14 protein-coding genes are annotated in these 15,627 nt (G+C 71.6%); 5 read left to right on the plus strand and 9 right to left on the minus strand.

Annotated features, from left to right (window positions below; translation table 11 throughout):
- Positions 1–11: 11 nt before the first annotated feature.
- On the minus strand, positions 12–860 hold the full coding sequence (locus AB0412_RS10805) for an alpha/beta hydrolase (protein WP_366402187.1): 849 nt from the start codon (positions 858–860) through the stop codon (positions 12–14).
- A 108-nt stretch (positions 861–968) separates the two neighbouring features.
- On the opposite strand from AB0412_RS10805, the gene AB0412_RS10810 reads away from it, so the two are divergent.
- Positions 969–1,568, plus strand: coding sequence for a TetR/AcrR family transcriptional regulator (locus AB0412_RS10810; RefSeq protein ID WP_366402188.1), 600 nt, complete (start codon positions 969–971; stop codon positions 1,566–1,568).
- Between the two features lie 22 nt (positions 1,569–1,590).
- Here AB0412_RS10810 and AB0412_RS10815 read toward each other — a convergent pair whose 3' ends face one another.
- On the minus strand, positions 1,591–2,211 hold the full coding sequence (locus tag AB0412_RS10815) for a helix-turn-helix domain-containing protein (protein ID WP_366402190.1): 621 nt from the start codon (positions 2,209–2,211) through the stop codon (positions 1,591–1,593).
- Positions 2,212–2,351: 140 nt separating this feature from the next.
- On the opposite strand from AB0412_RS10815, the gene AB0412_RS10820 reads away from it, so the two are divergent.
- The 3 genes from AB0412_RS10820 to AB0412_RS10830 all read left to right on the plus strand — a co-directional run bounded on the left by AB0412_RS10820 (position 2,352) and on the right by AB0412_RS10830 (position 5,780).
- A complete protein-coding gene (locus AB0412_RS10820; RefSeq protein WP_366402191.1) occupies positions 2,352–3,341 on the plus strand; it encodes an alpha/beta hydrolase in 990 nt (329 codons plus the stop codon).
- 212 nt (positions 3,342–3,553) lie between these two features.
- Positions 3,554–4,795 carry a low temperature requirement protein A gene (locus AB0412_RS10825; RefSeq protein ID WP_366402192.1) on the plus strand — a complete coding sequence of 414 codons (1,242 nt, stop codon included), beginning with the start codon at positions 3,554–3,556 and terminating at the stop codon, positions 4,793–4,795.
- Positions 4,796–4,994: 199 nt separating this feature from the next.
- Positions 4,995–5,780 (plus strand): hypothetical protein, encoded by a 786-nt coding sequence (locus AB0412_RS10830; RefSeq protein ID WP_366402193.1) that lies wholly within the window; start codon positions 4,995–4,997, stop codon positions 5,778–5,780.
- Positions 5,781–5,979: 199 nt separating this feature from the next.
- Here AB0412_RS10830 and AB0412_RS10835 read toward each other — a convergent pair whose 3' ends face one another.
- Both AB0412_RS10835 and AB0412_RS10840 read right to left on the minus strand, forming a co-directional pair.
- On the minus strand, positions 5,980–6,786 hold the full coding sequence (locus AB0412_RS10835; RefSeq protein ID WP_366402194.1) for a class I SAM-dependent methyltransferase: 807 nt from the start codon (positions 6,784–6,786) through the stop codon (positions 5,980–5,982).
- 259 nt (positions 6,787–7,045) lie between these two features.
- Positions 7,046–7,630 carry a TetR family transcriptional regulator gene (locus tag AB0412_RS10840; RefSeq protein ID WP_366402195.1) on the minus strand — a complete coding sequence of 195 codons (585 nt, stop codon included), beginning with the start codon at positions 7,628–7,630 and terminating at the stop codon, positions 7,046–7,048.
- 129 nt (positions 7,631–7,759) lie between these two features.
- On the opposite strand from AB0412_RS10840, the gene AB0412_RS10845 reads away from it, so the two are divergent.
- A complete protein-coding gene (locus AB0412_RS10845) occupies positions 7,760–9,250 on the plus strand; it encodes an FAD-dependent monooxygenase (protein ID WP_366402196.1) in 1,491 nt (496 codons plus the stop codon).
- 291 nt (positions 9,251–9,541) lie between these two features.
- On the opposite strand, the gene AB0412_RS10850 is transcribed toward AB0412_RS10845, so the two are convergent.
- The 5 genes from AB0412_RS10850 to AB0412_RS10870 form a co-directional block, all read right to left on the minus strand.
- Entirely contained in the window at positions 9,542–10,324 is a 783-nt protein-coding gene (locus AB0412_RS10850) for a sulfite exporter TauE/SafE family protein (protein WP_366402197.1), read from the minus strand.
- A 113-nt stretch (positions 10,325–10,437) separates the two neighbouring features.
- The gene (locus AB0412_RS10855; RefSeq protein WP_366402198.1) at positions 10,438–11,667 is read right to left on the minus strand and encodes an acyl-CoA dehydrogenase family protein; all 1,230 of its coding nucleotides are present in this window, start codon (positions 11,665–11,667) and stop codon (positions 10,438–10,440) included.
- A gap of 13 nt (positions 11,668–11,680) precedes the next feature.
- Positions 11,681–12,250, minus strand: a complete 570-nt coding sequence (locus AB0412_RS10860; RefSeq protein WP_366402199.1) for a winged helix-turn-helix domain-containing protein — start codon at positions 12,248–12,250, stop codon at positions 11,681–11,683.
- A gap of 272 nt (positions 12,251–12,522) precedes the next feature.
- The gene (locus tag AB0412_RS10865; protein WP_366402200.1) at positions 12,523–14,499 is read right to left on the minus strand and encodes an FAD/NAD(P)-binding protein; all 1,977 of its coding nucleotides are present in this window, start codon (positions 14,497–14,499) and stop codon (positions 12,523–12,525) included.
- On the minus strand, positions 14,496–15,503 hold the full coding sequence (locus AB0412_RS10870; protein ID WP_366402201.1) for an amino acid ABC transporter permease: 1,008 nt from the start codon (positions 15,501–15,503) through the stop codon (positions 14,496–14,498). Before AB0412_RS10870 ends, AB0412_RS10865 begins: the two co-directional genes overlap by 4 nt.
- Between the last annotated feature and the right edge of the window lie 124 nt (positions 15,504–15,627).

Consider the following 15,627-nt stretch of genomic DNA (forward strand, 5'->3'; position numbering starts at 1 on the left):
CGCTGCCCCGCTCAGCTCTCCCCGGGCAGCGGGTGGTCCTTGGCGAAGCGGCGGAGCTCCGTGGTGAGACCGGCCGCATTGTCGAACGGGACCAGGGTGCGGGCATCGGGTATCTCCACGTAGCGCGCGTCCGGCAGCAGCTCGGCGAGGCGCCGCCCGGTGGCGGGCGGCATCATGCGGTCCTCGGCGCCCCAGGCGACCAGCGCGGGACGGTTGAAGGAAGGCAGGTTCTGGGCGGCCTTCACATAGCAGTCCGGGTCCGCGCTGCGGCAGAACTTGGCGAAGTCACGCCGGATGGCGCGGCTGCTGAGCAGCGGGCCGTACCAGCGGGCGATCAGCTCTTTCGGGAGCCGTTTCTTCGCCATCCCGCCGAGTGAGGTCTGCATGCGGGCCAGGAACGGGAAGCGGAACGACTGCAGGAGGAGGAAGAGGCCGCCGGGGATCCTGCCGGCCCGGTGGAGGGTTCTGCCCTGGACGCCCGGTGGGTAGTTGTCCAGGGCCTCGCAGGAGGTGAGGACGAGCCGGGCGATGCGTTCGTCCCGTACGCCGACGAGGAGTTGGGCCGTTCCCGTGTCGTTCTGGACGAGGGTGACATCACGCAGGTCCAGGCGGTCCATGAACTCGGCCAGAAGCGCCGCGATGCCGTGCGCGGACAGGTCCGCGTCCGGCCGCATCGGACGCCGGTGGCTGCCGAGCGGCAGGACGGGGACCAGTACGCGGAAGTCGGGCCGGAGGCCGGAGACGACCTCGGACCAGACCGACCCGTCGAAGCCGAGGCCGTGGGCCAGGACCACGACGGGGCCGTCGCCGCCCGTGTCCTCGTAGTCGATCGTCCCTGCGCTCAGCTCGATCTCGGGCATGGCATTGCCTCCGGCTCGGTCACACAGCCACTAGATAGATCGTTCTAGTGAGAGGATAGACGCACACCTCGGACACCGACAACGCCCCGCCCCTCGGAGGCCGACGCCATGAGCGACAGCAAGCCCGTCAGCGCACGCGACACCAGGCAGCGCATCGTCACCGCCGGCATCGAGCTGTTCCGGCGCCGGGGCTATACGGGGACGGGCATGAAGCAGATCGCCGAGGCCGCCCGGGCGCCGTTCGGGTCGATCTACCACTTCTTCCCGGGCGGCAAGGCGCAGCTGGGCGAGGAGGTGATCCGCACCTCGGGAGCCGTCTACCTCGGGCTTGTCGCCGCGAACCTGGATCCGCACGAGGACCGGGTCGCCGCCACCGGTGACTTCTTCACCGCCGCAGCGGCCACCCTGAGCGAACTCGACTTCGCCGACCCCTGCCCGATCGCCACGGTCGCGCTGGAGGTGGCCAGCACCGACGAGCAGCTGCGGATCGCCACCTCGGAGGTCTTCGACAGCTGGATCGACGGCCTCGCCGCCTACTACGCGGCAGGCGGCATCCCCCAGCCGGCCGCGCGGGAGACGGCGAGCTCGGTGATCGCACTGCTGGAGGGTGCCTTCATGCTCGGCCGTGCCGCACGCAGCACTGCTCCGGTGCTCGCGGCGGGCCGAGCGGCCACAGCGATCGTCCGCGCGGTGCTGCCCGGCGAGTGACGCTCCCCGCGGGAGGTGGCGGTCAGCCGGCGGCCGGGGCGGTGCGGCCGCCGGCCGGACGGATGCGCGGCCGCAGGCGCTCGCCCTGCGGTCCGAAAATGATCAGGTACTCGACCGGACCGCCGGGGCCGGCGTTCGCCACGCCGTGCGGGGTGCGGGTGTCGAACTCGGCGACCTCCCCGGGGGTCAGGACGACGTCCTCGTCGCCGAGCGCGAGCCACAGCCGCCCGTACAGGACGCACAGCCACTCGTAGTCGTCGTGGGAGACCTGGCGCGGCCGCGCGGGCGGGTCCTCGAGGGCGGGCAGGACGTGCTTGTGGGCGTGCAGGCCGCCGACGTACCGGGTCAACGGCAGTACCACCTTGTCGTCGCCGAAGCTCAGCGGCGCCGCAGCGCGCGGCTCGGCCGGGGCGGCGGGTGCCGTGCCGGCCAGCTCGTCCAGGGAGAGGCCGTACTCCTTCGACAGATGCAGCAGCACCTCCAGGGTGGGCTTGCGCCGGCCGGTCTCGATCCGGGACAGCGTGCTGGTCGAGATGCCGGTCGCGCGGCTGACACCGGCGAGCGTCGCGCCGTGGTGCTCGCGCGCGGCCCGCAACAGGGGCCCCATCGCGGCCAGTGTGCCGTCCACGTCATCGACTGCCACCGGTCCCGCTCCTTCTCGCCGTGCCCCGCCACCACCCTGTCCTGCGAGTTTGCCAGAAGGGCAAGGCTGATCGCGTCGTGCGGGTGCCCCGCCGCATGATCGAGAGGTAGCCGCGTCCGCCGCGAACCGAGGAGAAGCCCATGCAGCCCGTGCCGACCGCCGAACTCCGCCACCGCATCGTCGGGACCCCGGCCGGGCGCCTGCACCTGGTCGAGCAGGGCACCGGCCCGCTGGTTCTGCTCGTGCACGGCTTCCCCGAATCCTGGTACTCCTGGCGCCGCCAGCTCCCGGCACTCGCCGCGGCCGGCCACCGCGCGGTGGCGATCGACGTGCGCGGTTACGGCCGCTCCTCCAAACCGGCGGCGACCGACGCCTACCGGATGCTCGACCTGGTGGAGGACAACGTCGCCGTCGTGCGCGCCCTCGGCGAGGAGAACGCGGTGGTCGTCGGCCACGACTGGGGCTCCGACATCGCCGCCGCCTCCGCCCTGCTCCACCCGGAGGTCTTCCGCGCCGTCGCCCTGCTGAGCGTCCCCTACGCGCCGCCCGGCGGCCCCCGCCCTACCGACGTCTTCGGCCGACTCGGCAGCCCGGAGGAGGAGTTCTACGTCTCCTGCTTCCAGGAACCCGGCCGCGCCGAGGCGGAGATCGAGCCCGACGTCCGGGGTTGGCTGGCGGGCTTCTACGCGGCCCTGTCCGCCGACACCATGCCTGCCCAGGACGAGCCCGAACCGCATTTCGTCGCCCGCGGCGGCGGCCGGCTGCGCGACCGCTTCCCCACGGGGGTCCTCCCGGCCTGGCTGAGCGAGGACGACCTCGATGTCTACGCCGGGGAGTTCGAGCGCACAGGGTTCACCGGCGCACTCAACCGCTACCGCAACATGGACCGCGACTGGGAAGACCTCGCCCCGCACCGCGGCGCCTCGATCAAGCAGCCGTCCCTGTTCATCGGCGGCGCCCTGGATGCCTCCACCACCTGGATGTCCGACGCCATCGACGCCTACCCCACCACCCTCCCCGGCCTGTCGGCCTCCCACCTCTTGGACGACTGCGGCCACTGGATCCAGCAGGAGCGCCCCGACGAGGTCAACCGCCTCCTGACCGACTGGCTCGCCACGCTTCAGGACTGAAACAGGCGGGGTATGGCCGCAGAGACGGGGGTCGGTGAGGAGCTCGGCCCAGCCGGGGGCGGCGGGCCGCCGTCGGACGCCGCCCGACTGCTCCGCCCTGTCGAATCAGGGGGAGCCGTCCGGCCTCCTGCGGCGTGCCCGCGGTCACCGGGACAGGGCAGCGGTCACCATCACTTGGCCCACACGTCCGGCCGCGCCGTACAGGAGCCTCCATGCCCGACAGTGCCCCCGCGCCCCGCCCAGTCGCACAGGCGCTCCCGCTGGGCATCGGCGTCCGCCGATGGCTTTTCCGCCCGCCGCGGCGCCACGGCGAGGCCGACACCAGTCGCAGCGTCAGCTTCCTGGAACTCTTCTACGACCTCGTCTACGTCGTACTGGTCGGCCAGGCGGCCCACACCCTCGCGGAGGACCTCTCCTGGCGGAGCACGGCAACCTTCGCAGTGGTCTTCGGGCTGATCTGGATCGCCTGGCTGAACGGCACGCTCTTCTACGAACTGCACGGCCGCGAGGACGGCCACACCCGTTCGCTGATCTTCGTTCAGATGCTGCTGCTGTCCCTCATGGCGGTCTACGTCGGCCACGCCGACGGCGCGGACGGCCGCACCCTGGCGGCACTCTACGCACTACTGCTGGCTCTGCTGACCTACCAGTGGTACTCCGTGTACCGGCAGGACCTGCCGGAGCTGCGCAGGACGCCCCGGCGCTATCTGATCGTCATGGTCGCGGGCATCGTCCTGATCGCGGCTTCCGTACCCCTGTCCGCCGACGTCCGTCTCGCCGTCTGGGCGGTGTTCGTCGTCGCGTGGTGCGGCGTGGAGTGCGTCATTCTCATCTTCTGGCGCAGAAGGCCGAGCTATGAGGTCGTGACCGACACCATGGTCGAGCGCTTCGGACTGTTCATCATCATCGTCCTCGGCGAAGTCGTCCTCGGTGTCGTGATCGGCCTGACCGAGACCGAACGCAGCGCACTCGTCACGACCACGGGCCTGCTCGGGCTCGCCATCGGCTTCGGCTTCTGGTGGAACTACGCCGACCTGGTGTCGCGACGGCTGCCCCGCGAGGTCGGCCATTCACTGGCGACGTGGATCTTCGTCCACTTGCCGTTGTCCATGGCCGTGGCGGCAGCCGGTGCGGGCATGGTCGGCCTTGTGGAGCACGCCACTGATCACCGGGCACCGGTGGCCGTGAGTTGGCTGATGAGCGGGGCCGTTGCCGTCATGCTGATCACCACGGTAGTGCTGCTGCCGACGCTGGCGGACTACGACCGCTCCCCGTCCGCCTACAAGCCGGTGCAAGGCGTGCTTGTCATGGCAGCCGTCGTCGCCCTCCTCGCCGGCTGGGCCCGCCCCGCGCCCTGGCTGCTGGCTCTCGTCCTGTTGCTGCTCCTCTTTGTGACGTGGGCTTTCGCATTCGTTCGATGGCTGAGACAGGGCTCTCTGATCAACGAGAGGTGACCGAGTGGCACCTGGTCACAGCAGTGGTGAGCAGGGGGCCGGCACGGCTTGCGCGGTCAGCGTCGCGTGCGGCGCTTTCCGCTCGCCCTCCGGAAGCAGGTCCGGTGCTCCGCGGGAGACGCGGCCCAGGAGCAGGCTAGGCTGCGGTTCTTCGGCGGATGGGGGGCGTGGTATGTGGCGACGGGGGACAGGGGTCGTCGTGCTCGGTGCGGTCTTGACGGTCCTGGCCGGCTGCGGTTCCAAGAGCGCTGAGACCGCTGCGACAGCCGGGGCCGGCGAGGTGACGACAGGCGCGGCGACGGTCGCCGACTGGACGCTTGCTGCTCCTATCCGTATCGACGGCGTCCGTACCACCGACGGCGGACGGTCTTTGGCGGTCGACGCCGAAGTGCCCGACGGCGCACGCGACTGTGTGCGCAGCCTGCGCGGCGAGCTCGACACCGTCGAGCACGGCACCGTTCACGTGAAGGTGACGTACGAGACGCGTTCCCTCGACCAGGACTCCGGCTGCACGGGGACACAGCGGGTCACAGCGACGGTCAAGCTGGGCGAGTCCCTCGGCTCCCGCAGGGTCATGGTGAACAGCATGGACGTGTACACCCCCGTCGGTGCCACGAAGCCACCCGCTCTGCGGCAGTGCGGAGAGAACGGCTGCGACCCCACGCCCCCGCGTTGCACCTCGTCCTCCTACCAGCAGGCAGTCAACGACACGGACATCTCCAAGCACACGAGCTGGGAGGAACGCGGCTGCGACGACACATGGCTGGTGCTGGACCTGTCGACCCGGATGGGGCCGGTGTGCGGTGACGCCGGCGACGGATGCTCCTCCTCCGGTGTCTCCCAGCGCTGGTTCTACCGCGCCGAAGCCTCGGGCTGGCGGCCGGTCGCCACGAACGGCGATGCGGGCTGCGCGGGCATTCACAAGGTCCTGCCGGACTTGCCCGAGCGCCTCTGCGTGGCACTGCCGCGGCTCGACCGCGGCTGACCCCCTGAGCCTGCGGCTGCTGAGCTACCGGAACAGGTCGACTCACGGCACCCTCGACGCCCCCTGAGCTCCAGCGGCAACCGCCGCGGAGGAGGGGCTGGACGCCCGTCCGGGCCGCCAGGCGGGCGAAGCGACCCGGACGACGATGCGCTCGGGCCCCTTCATCAGACCCATCACGGCCCGGGCAGTGCACCAGAGGTCACGTCCGTGCCGTGCCGGTCAGGATGCGCACGTCCAGGTCCGTCACCGACGCCTCCTCCAGCGCGGCGGTGAAGCGGCCGCGGACGCGTTCCACGGCGTCGGGCGTCAGGCCGTTCAGCAGGCCTCGGGTGGCGCTGCCCACGGCCAGGTCCCAGGCGGTCGTGGGGGTGAGCGGGACGGCGAGTGCCCGGCGGACGACGCGGGGATCGCTCAGCCCGAGGTCCTTGAGCCAGGCGGCGAGCGCGTCGGCGGTGTCGATCCGGGCCAGTTGGTCCGATGGCGGCGCCGCGGGCACGTGCCGTTCGGTCTCGACGGCGCCCTTGAACGCCTGGACCCACCCGCTGAGCGCCCCCTTCTCCCACACGGTCACCGTCAGCCGCCCGCCCGGTCGCAGCAGACGCACGAGCTTGGCGGTGTCACGGTCCATGTCGGGGAAGAAGAAGACGCCCAGCGCGCACTGCACCAGGTCGTAGCCGCCCTGGGGTCCTGTCCAGGTCGTCACGTCGTGGTGGTGGAACCCCAGATTGGCCAGGCCCTCCTGCCGGGCACGCCGTTCGCCGAGCGCGAGGAGCGCACCGGAGAGGTCCACCGCGTCGACGAGTCCGCCGGGGCCTACCGCGCGGGCCGCGGGGAGCGCCGATGCTCCGGCCCCGCAGCAGGCGTCGAGCACCCGTTCGCCGACGGCCGGAGCCGACATCTCCACCGTGGCCCGCCCGATCGGGTCCCACAGCCGGGGCGACCAGCGGTGGAACTCCTCAGCTCCGGCACTGAACACCTGCCCGATCGCTGCCTGCTGCTCCGTCATCGGACCTCCCGGATGTCAGAAGGGGGTTCTCGTGCCGTCAACGTACTTCCGGTCCACTCCTCCGGGCACCCTCAGGCGGTGGATCTGCAGAGGGCGAACGGTCGCACGAGCAGTCGCGGCCCCAGGCTCGTGCGGCACGGAGCGGATCCGGATCTGATCGGAGCGCTTGCGGTCTGGGCGCAGGAACGGGCCGATGTGGCGCATCGTCTGTTACGTGGACGAGGAAAGCGCCGTAGACGTGCCCTCAGGCAAGCGGTCCTCACGCCGCCGGGTGGGGTGCGGTGAGGTATCGCTGCACTGTGGGTGCCAGCCATGCCACGGCTTCCTCGGTGTCCAGCGCCACGGCGGGAGGCAGGCGCAGGACGTAGCGGGTGAGCGCCAGGCCGAGGAGCTGGGACGAGACCAGTGCGGCTCGTGCCGGGGCCTGCTCGGGGTCGGGGCACACGCGCAGGGCGAGCGGCAGCAGTTGGTCGGTGAAGATGCCCCGCATGCGTTCGGCGCCGGCCTGGTTGGTCACGCCGACCCGGAGGAGGGCCGTGAGCACCTCGTTCTCCTCCCACATGTCCAGGAAGTGCGTCACGAGCGCCCGGCCTGCCTCGTCGCGGGGCAGTGTTGCCGGGTCGGGGAGTTCGAGGTCGATGGCGACGGCCGCGGCGAACAGGCCCTCCTTGTTGCCGTAGTAGCGCATCACCATCGACGGGTCGATGTTCGCGTGCCTGGCGATGGCGCGGATGGTGGCGCGTTCGTAGCCGTCGGCCGCGAAGCGCTCACGGGCCGCGTCGAGGATCGCCAGGCGTGTGGCGTCGGAGCGGCGGGCGGGGGCGGGAGGCGTGCTCGGGGTCATGCCGACGATCGTATGCCCACACCCGTAGGCCAACAACTGTTGACATCTGCCGCCTTCCATACCTACGCTTGCCAACATGCGTTGACCAACGCTCGTTGGCCAACAGACGTGGGTGTCTAGGAGGTCACCATGCACGACACCGCCACCAGCACGGACAACGGCAACGGCACGGGCTCCACGCACCCCGTGATCGTCGTCGGCTCCGGCCCCACCGGCCTGCTCCTGGCCGGCGACCTCGCCGCCGCCGGCGTCCCCGTCACCCTCCTGGAGAGGCGCCCGCACAAGATCAGCAACCTCTCCCGGGCTTTCGGAGTGCACGCCCGCACCCTGGAGCAGCTCGACGCCCGCGGCCTCGCCGACGACCTGCTCGCCACCGGCAGCACCATCACCCGACTACGGCTCTTCCGCCGGCTCTCCCTCGACCTGAGCACGCTGCCGTCCCGCTTCCCGTTCCTTCTCATCACCCCGCAGTACGAGGTCGAGCGGCTGCTGGAGCGGCGGGCGCGCGAGCTCGGTGTCGAGTTCCTCTTCGAGAACGAGGTGGTGGGGCTCCGGCAGGACGACAGCGGCGTCGATGTGGACGTGCGCGGCCCGGACGGGGCGGTCGTCACCCACCGGGCCGCCTACGTCGTCGGCGCCGACGGCCACCGCAGTGCCGTACGCCAGGCGGTCGCTCAGCCCTTCCCCGGCGTGTCCGTCATCAAGTCCCTGCTTCTGGCGGACGTCCGGCTCGCCGAGCGGCCCGAGAGCGTGCTCACCGTCAACGGCGCGGGCGACGCCTTCGCGATGATCGCATCCTTCGGCGACGGCTGGTACCGCGTCATGGGCTGGAACCGCCGCCACGAGGTCCCCGACGACGCCCCGCTCGACCTCGACGAGGTCAGGGAGGTCACCCGTCGTGCCCTGGGCACCGACTACGGCATGCACGACGCCCGCTGGCTCTCCCGCTTCCACAGTGACGAACGCCAGGTACCCGAGTACCGGGTCGGGCGGGTCTTCCTCGCCGGGGACGCCGCGCACGTGCACTCACCGGCCGGCGGCCAGGGCATGAACACCGGCCTCCAGGACGCGGCCAACCTCAGCTGGAAGCTCGCCGCGGTCGTCAAGGGCCTGGCGCCCGACAGCCTCCTGGACACCTACCAGAGCGAACGTCACCCGGTCGGCAAGGCGGTACTGCGCAGCAGCGGCGGCCTCGTCCGCCTGGCGCGGGCGCAGAACCCGGCCCTGCGCGCCGTACGCGCCCTCGTCTCCGCCGTCGTCAACGCCGCCCGGCCCGTCCAGGCGAAGGCGTTGGCCCAGGTCACGGGCATCGGCTACCGGTACCCCGCCCCGCGCGGCTCCCACCGCCTGGCCGGCACCCGCGTCCCGGACGTGGCGCTGGACAGCGGGCGCCGCCTGTACGAGGCGCTGCGCGGCGGCCGGTTCGTGCTGATCACTCCGCGGTCCGGGCAGGTGCCGTACGACGGCCGGGGTGACCGCGAGGACCTGCCGGTCGTGGAGCACTGGGCGAGCGACCGCCGCACGACCGTGCTGGTGCGGCCCGACGGTTACGTGGCGTGGGCGGCGGATGACGCGGACGCCGCGGCGATCGAGAGGGCTCTCACGCTTCGGTACTCCTGAGAAGCGACAGCCGCAGCCCCTCACGGACGCGACAGTTGGTGGGCTGCCACGGCAGACGGGTTCACGGTCTCCGCGACCCCCTGTCGACAGAACCTACGTGCCCGGGTGCCGCCCTGGACCGGACCGCCTGCATCATCCCGATCCCGGGGACGCCGCGGCCTCGTCCTCGGGATCGCTGCTTGTCACCGAACTGGCGGCACGCTCCGGGGATTTCGTGCCCGGCGCCCGGAGCGGCGATGCTCACTGCACGGCTGCGGCAGGTCGAGTCGGCCGCTTGTGCCGCCACCGCCGTCAGCGCAGTGACTGCACGGCGTAGAGAGCACCGAGGGCGGTCGCCAGGACGCCGAGCACGAGACGCAGTGCCGTTTCGGGCAGCCGAGGTTGCAGGTGTGCCCCGAGGTAGCCGCCGATCAGTCCCCCGAGACCGCAGGCGAGGCCGAGGTACCAGTGAGGGGCGACATCACCGGAGCCGGTGAGGGACAGCAGCGCGAACGCCGCGGCCCCGGTCACGGAGGTGGTGAACGTGGAGGCGAGGGCTGCTGGCGCCACGCGGGCGACGGGCATGCCCCGGCCGACCAGAAGGGGGCCGAGGACGGATCCGCCGCCGATCCCGTAGATCCCGCCGACGATGCCGACGACGAGGGCCAGTCCGGTGATGGTCCGGGGCGAGGGTTCCGCAGCGGGGGCCGGCCGGGCCGGCCCGAGGGTGCGCCCGATGAGCCACAGGCCCAGTGGCATCAGCAAAGCGGCGATCAGAAGGCGGAAGACGGTGGCCCCCGGGACGGCGAAGACCCGTATCACGGCGCCGATGACCACCCCGGGCAGAGTGCCGGTCACGAGGCGCCGCGTCAGCCGGCCGTACAGCAGGCCCTCGCGGTGGTGGCGCAGGAGGGCGCCGGGCCCGGCCACCACGTTGAACAGGAGATTGGTGGGCGTGACAGCCGGGCTGGGCACCCCGAGGACGCTCAACTGCACGGGCAGCAGGAACACCGCACCCGACACCCCCACCGGCGCGGTCACCACCGCTATGAGCAGGCCGACCGCCAGCCCGGCCAGCCCGGTTGACCATGTCACGGCAGGCCTCCGATTCGAATGTCCGGCCAGTAGCGCCGCCGTGGTCCCGCTGCCGACCCACCGGGCTGCCGGGCACCCCGGAATCGGTCTCCCCGAATGTCCCCGCCTCCCGATCAGGCGGGCAGGACGAACGGAGGGTGGGCGCCGTTGAGGAAGTACTCCCCGATATCGCGGAGCCGGTGTGAGACAGGCTCGTACAAGGTGTGGGTCCTGGCGTTGCGCCAGAACCGGTCGAAGCCCAGCCGCGCGGAGGTGGAGCGGGCGCCGATGATGTCGAGGGAGCGGGTGGTGGACTCCTGCGCTGCCCTGGCCGCGGCGGTCTCGGCCATCGCCACGAGGGCGGAGATGTCCGCACACTCGTCGTAGGTGAGGTCGTCGCCGCGCTCGAGGCCGCCGCGCACGGCTTCCAGTGCTTGATCGGTGAGTGCCGACGCGGAGCGGGTCAGGACGGTGAGCTCTCCGTAGGCGGTCTGCACCTGCGGGTCGTGCGGGGTACCGGCCGGCCAGGCGGGGCGCCAGGGTGCCTGGCCCGTCCTGCTGTACTCACGGACCTCGGCGAGCACTCCCTCGGCCATGCCGAGAAGGAGCTGGGCGGAGAAGAGACGCCCGACGGGAGATGCAAGGGTGGCCCGCGGTGACAGCAGATCCTCGTCCGCGGACAGGGAGCCGAGCACGTCGTCGGCACCCATCGGTACGTCGTCGAACTCCACGCTGCCGCCGGCCGCGAGCCGCTGGCCGAAGGTGTCGGTATCGCCGTCGATCATCACACCGGGACGGGCGGGATCCACCACGACGGCGAGCGGTTCACCCGTGTCCTCCCGTACGGCGCGTACGGCGAGACGATCGGCGACCAGGACCCCGGTGGTGTAGCTCTGCCGACCGTCGAGCACCAGTCCCTCGGAGGTCCTGGCCAGCATGAGGGGCGGCTCCTGACGCGCGAGACCGCCGCCCCAGCACCACTGTTCGGCTACGGACCGCTCCTCTGTCTGCGCGGCGAGAGCGGGCCCGGCGAAGAACCGGGCGCTCCACGACAGGAAGTAGTGACAGCCCAGCAGTTGACCGATCGCGCCGTCTGCCGCGGCGATCTCGCGGACGACGGCGTAGGCCGTGCGCCAGTCCGCGCCGGCGCCCTGGGGCTCGGCCGGCGTCACGAGCGTCAGCAGTCCCGCCTCGCGCAGCCGGGACACCTCGTCGATCGGGGCCTTGCCCGCCTGCTCCCTGGCCACGGTGTCCGTGGCCAGGTCGTCCGCCACCTCGCGGGCCACGCGCAGCCAGTGCGCATGGCCGGGCCCGGTTCGGTCGGACGGCGAGGCGGGGTGGGACGGCGCGGAGGCAAGGGCCATGGAAATGGTCTCCTCAAGGTCGGCCGCAGAGCGCGGCGTTGGAGCTCTCCTGCTGGTCGGGCACGTACTTGTAGCCCACGCGCCGAACGGTGACGATGCGGTGCCGGTGAGCTTCGCCCAGCTTGCGGCGCAGGCGGGCGATGTGGACATCCACGGTGCGGCCGTCGCCGATGTGGTCGTAGCCCCAGACGGCAGTCACCAGCCGATCACGCGTCTGCACCTGGTGGGGATGCTGAACGAGATGCGCCAGCAGCTCGAACTCCAGGTAGGTGAGGTCGAGTTGGCGTCCGTCGACCTCGGCGACATGTCGCGCCGGATCGATGCGGACGACGTCGTCCGCCGTCCCCCGGACAGGGGCCGAGCCTGCGGGGGCGACCGGTCGGATCTCGGGCCGTGGCCTGTCCTTGGCGAAGAACTCGGTGGGATCGGTGCCCTCGGGGACGAGTACGAGGTAGCCGACGAGCGGCGCGGAAGTGTGTCCCGGGGTGCCTGTCTGAGCGGTATCGCCCACCAGGCGAAGACGGGGTGTGCCGGAGAGGAGCGGATCGTGTGGGGTGGCCTGGGCCGGAAGTACCGTGGTCATGGCGGTTGTCCCTCAGAAGGGTGTCGGGCCGTCAGGCGCGGTGGGTGAATGCGCCTGATCGCCGGTGAAGGGGGGAGCGGAGTGACACGGGCGAAGGTGCGAGTCGCATGCCTTACGCGCGGCAGCAGGCGGCACTGACGACGTGACCAAAGTCGACATACCGACGACGAACGAGTCGTTGCTGCTTACGGGACATGTTCATCATCCTGCGCACCCCCGGCGGACCCGGTCAAGACTTTCCTAGTAATTCCATAGGAAAAGTAGGGAAGATCTCACACTCTGAGAGGTCGGCCGTCCAGCGGAGACGTGACCGTCTCAGCCCCGGAGGCGCTCAGAGCACGCAGGAGCGCCCGGGCGACCGCGTCGTTCTGGCGGAAGGCCGGCGCGTCGGTGCGGGGGCGGGCGAATGCGGCGACGGCCCGGCTGTTGGTGGGGGCACCGAGGGCGATGCGGCGGGGGTGGGGGCTGTCGAGGGACGGGTCGAGGACGTGGCCGTGCGCGGGGGAGACGGCGAGCAGGCCGGAGCGGTGGGTGTGGGTGGGGTCGGCGATGACTTCCTCGGTGAGGGCACCGGCCCGGTGCAGCTCCCGCAGGAGCGGATCCTCGGTGCGGTCGAGACAGGGACCTGGCAGATAGGCCTGGATGAGGGCGGTGGCGTGGAGGGTGTGCCCGGGGACGGTGGGACTGGTCGCGGTGAAGGTGCCGGTGCTCTCGTCGGTGTCGATCCGGATGCCGGCGCCCACGAAGTGGACGATCCCGGCCCGGGAGAGGGCGAGCAGCTGGCGCAGGCGGAAGCCGGGCGGGCCGGAGGCCAGGAAGCTGAAGAAGCCGTGCCACCAACCGTCGACTCCCTCGGCGACAGACCGAGCGGTCAGCCGTCCCGCGGTGACCAGGCGGGGCAACTGGCCGTAGACGGAGAGCAGAGCGAGGAACGCCCCGAGGTCGGCACTGAACTGTGGGTCCTCGCGGCGGGCGACGTCCCGGGCGATGTGGTCGCGCAGGTGGTCCTGGAAGGCCTCCGGCGTGGGGAAGGCCAGGCCGTCCAGCGGGCGGTCCAGGACCTCGAAGTCCAGGCGGTCCGCCGGGTCGGGCACGGCCCTGGCGACGAGGGCCGCCGTCTCGGCGTCGTACCAGCCCTGGCGGTCGTAGGCGGCCACGAAGTCCGCCCAGGGGAGGGCCGTGCGCTCGGGGTGGGCGTGGAAGAGCTCGTGGTAGTGGCCGAAGCCGATCTCCTTGGCCATCAGCGGCCACACGTCGCGCCGCAGGTCCAGTGGGCGGCCCTCGGCGAGCAGCGCGTCGACCGCGTCGGGGCCGAAGTGGCGCGGCAGTGGAGGCCGGGGGCCCTGGAGACGGTAGCGGGTCTTGGAGTGGTACGGCACTCCGCGCCGCGATCCGACGTGCAGGACGGGCTCGCGGCCGGAAGGAAGGTAGGTGAGGGTGCCGTCGGACTCGGTGCGGTAACTGCCGCCGCGGCCCTCGGTGAGCAGGGTCATCAGGTCGATGAAGGCCAGCCCGAAGCCGCGCAGGATGACGTGCTCTCCGGGCCGCAGCCCGGCCAGGTCGGCGTCGGCGGAGAACTCGGGCGGGAGGTGGAAGCGGCCGTGCCGGCGGGCGAAGGCGGCGTGGTCACGGCACTCGTCGGCGGGAGCGGAGCCGAGGTGTCCCTGTGCGAGGACGACCAGGTCGGCGGTGAGCGGGGTGGCGCGGTCGGCGAGGTGCACCTGCTGCGGGCCGTCCGGGGGACCGGTGACGGCGGTCGCGGTGGTGGGGTGCCACTCGACCGTGGCGGTGGGCGGCAGTTGGGCCAGCGCCCTGCGGAACACCCAGTCCAGGTAGGCGCTCTGCGCACGGCGGGTGGGGAAGTCGGACCCGTCGAGCGTGCGCAGTTCGGTGAGCACGTCCGGGTCGGTGGGTTCTGCGTACGGGGCGTGGCGCGGCCCCTGGCCGGAGAACTGGGCGGCCCACTCGGCAAGGGAAGGGCCCGGCTGTACCGGGCCGTCGATCGTGGAGGACTCGTCGGTGAACATGGTGACGTCCTCGGCCATGGAGTTCATCCGCAGCAGCGCCGACTGCTCGTGGCGCCATATGCGTCCTGGGCCGGGCGGATGCGGGTCCACCAGGTGGATGCGCAACTCCCGTGCTTCCCCCCACAGTTCGGGTGCGTTGGCGGCGATGCGCTCCAGCAGGCCCGTGGCGCGCGGCCCCGCGCCGACGACGACCAGAACGGCCGGCGAAGGGGTGCTGCTCACCGGTCACCGCCGATCGCCGGGCGGGCGTCGGCGGCCGTGGCCGCGCCCAGCCGGAGGCGTACGGCGGTCACGTGGCCGCGCAGCCGTTGCAGCGGGGTCGGCGGCAGAGCGCGGGAGTTGCCGCGCGCGTAGTACCGCTCGACGTAGAACTGGCCCGCGCTCAGCACCGTGGTGACCGCGATGTACCACAGGGTGGCGACCATCAGCAGCGGGATGACCTGGTAGGTCTGGTTGTAGATCAGCTGCACCGAGTACAGCAGGTCGTGCACGGCCAGCACGCTGACGATGCTGGTGCCCTTCAGGGTGCCGATCAGCATGTTCCCGGCCGTGGGCACGATGGAGCGCATCGCCTGGGGGACGACGATCCGGCGCAGGGTGCGGCGTCTGCTCAGCCCCAGTGCCTGGGCGGCCTCGGTCTGCCCGGAGTCCACGGAGAGAATGCCGCCGCGCACCACCTCCGCGGCGTAGGCGGTCTCGTGCAAGGTCAGGCCGATGACGGCGGTCAGGGTGGGGCCGAGGAGGTTGACCGTCTTGACGGTGAGGAACTGCGGGCCGAACGGGATGCCGAGGCCCAGCGTCGGATACAGGGCGCCGATGTTGAACCAGAACAGCAGCTGCACCAGCAGCGGTGTGGACCGGAAGATCCAGACATAGCCCCAACTCAGCGTGCGCAGCACCGGGTTGGCGGAGAGCCGCATCACCGCGAGCAGGGTGCCGAGCAGGAATCCGAGCACCATCACCACAGCCGTCAGCCACAGGGACAGCAGCAGTCCGTCGAGCACGGCGGCGGTGGTGAAGTACCGGCCCACCACGCTCCATTGGAAGGCGTCGTTGCGGACGACGGAGTTGAGCACCATCGCGAACAGCAGCAGCGCGACCGCAGCGGTCAGCCACCGGCCGACGTGCCGGCGCGGCACGATCCGCGGCACGTCGGGACCAGGCGCGCTCGCCTGGTTCGGGGGTTTCGTCGCAGGGGCCGGCGTGACTTCGGAAGACGTGACCATCTCGAGGCTCTCCGGGGGAGGGGATCGCAGGCGTGGGTGACCACCCGGTGGCACTCGCAGGGAGCGCAACGGCACAGGCGCTGCGTGCATACGGTGCGGCCGGGGCTCGGCGTCGTCACATTCG

Source organism: Streptomyces sp. NPDC052012, assembly GCF_040689265.1.
In the GTDB taxonomy this organism is placed as follows: Bacteria; Actinomycetota; Actinomycetes; order Streptomycetales; family Streptomycetaceae; genus Streptomyces.

Coding starts and splice junctions, on each gene's coding strand:
- AB0412_RS10805 (WP_366402187.1), bottom strand. CDS start 860: ATGCCCGAGATCGAGCTGAGCGCAGGGACGATCGACTACGAGGACACG.
- AB0412_RS10870 (WP_366402201.1), bottom strand. CDS start 15,503: ATGGTCACGTCTTCCGAAGTCACGCCGGCCCCTGCGACGAAACCCCCG.
- AB0412_RS10840 (WP_366402195.1), bottom strand. CDS start 7,630: ATGACCCCGAGCACGCCTCCCGCCCCCGCCCGCCGCTCCGACGCCACA.
- AB0412_RS10860 (WP_366402199.1), bottom strand. CDS start 12,250: ATGACCACGGTACTTCCGGCCCAGGCCACCCCACACGATCCGCTCCTC.
- AB0412_RS10845 (WP_366402196.1), top strand. CDS start 7,760: ATGCACGACACCGCCACCAGCACGGACAACGGCAACGGCACGGGCTCC.
- AB0412_RS10810 (WP_366402188.1), top strand. CDS start 969: ATGAGCGACAGCAAGCCCGTCAGCGCACGCGACACCAGGCAGCGCATC.
- AB0412_RS10820 (WP_366402191.1), top strand. CDS start 2,352: ATGCAGCCCGTGCCGACCGCCGAACTCCGCCACCGCATCGTCGGGACC.
- AB0412_RS10825 (WP_366402192.1), top strand. CDS start 3,554: ATGCCCGACAGTGCCCCCGCGCCCCGCCCAGTCGCACAGGCGCTCCCG.
- AB0412_RS10855 (WP_366402198.1), bottom strand. CDS start 11,667: ATGGCCCTTGCCTCCGCGCCGTCCCACCCCGCCTCGCCGTCCGACCGA.
- AB0412_RS10835 (WP_366402194.1), bottom strand. CDS start 6,786: ATGACGGAGCAGCAGGCAGCGATCGGGCAGGTGTTCAGTGCCGGAGCT.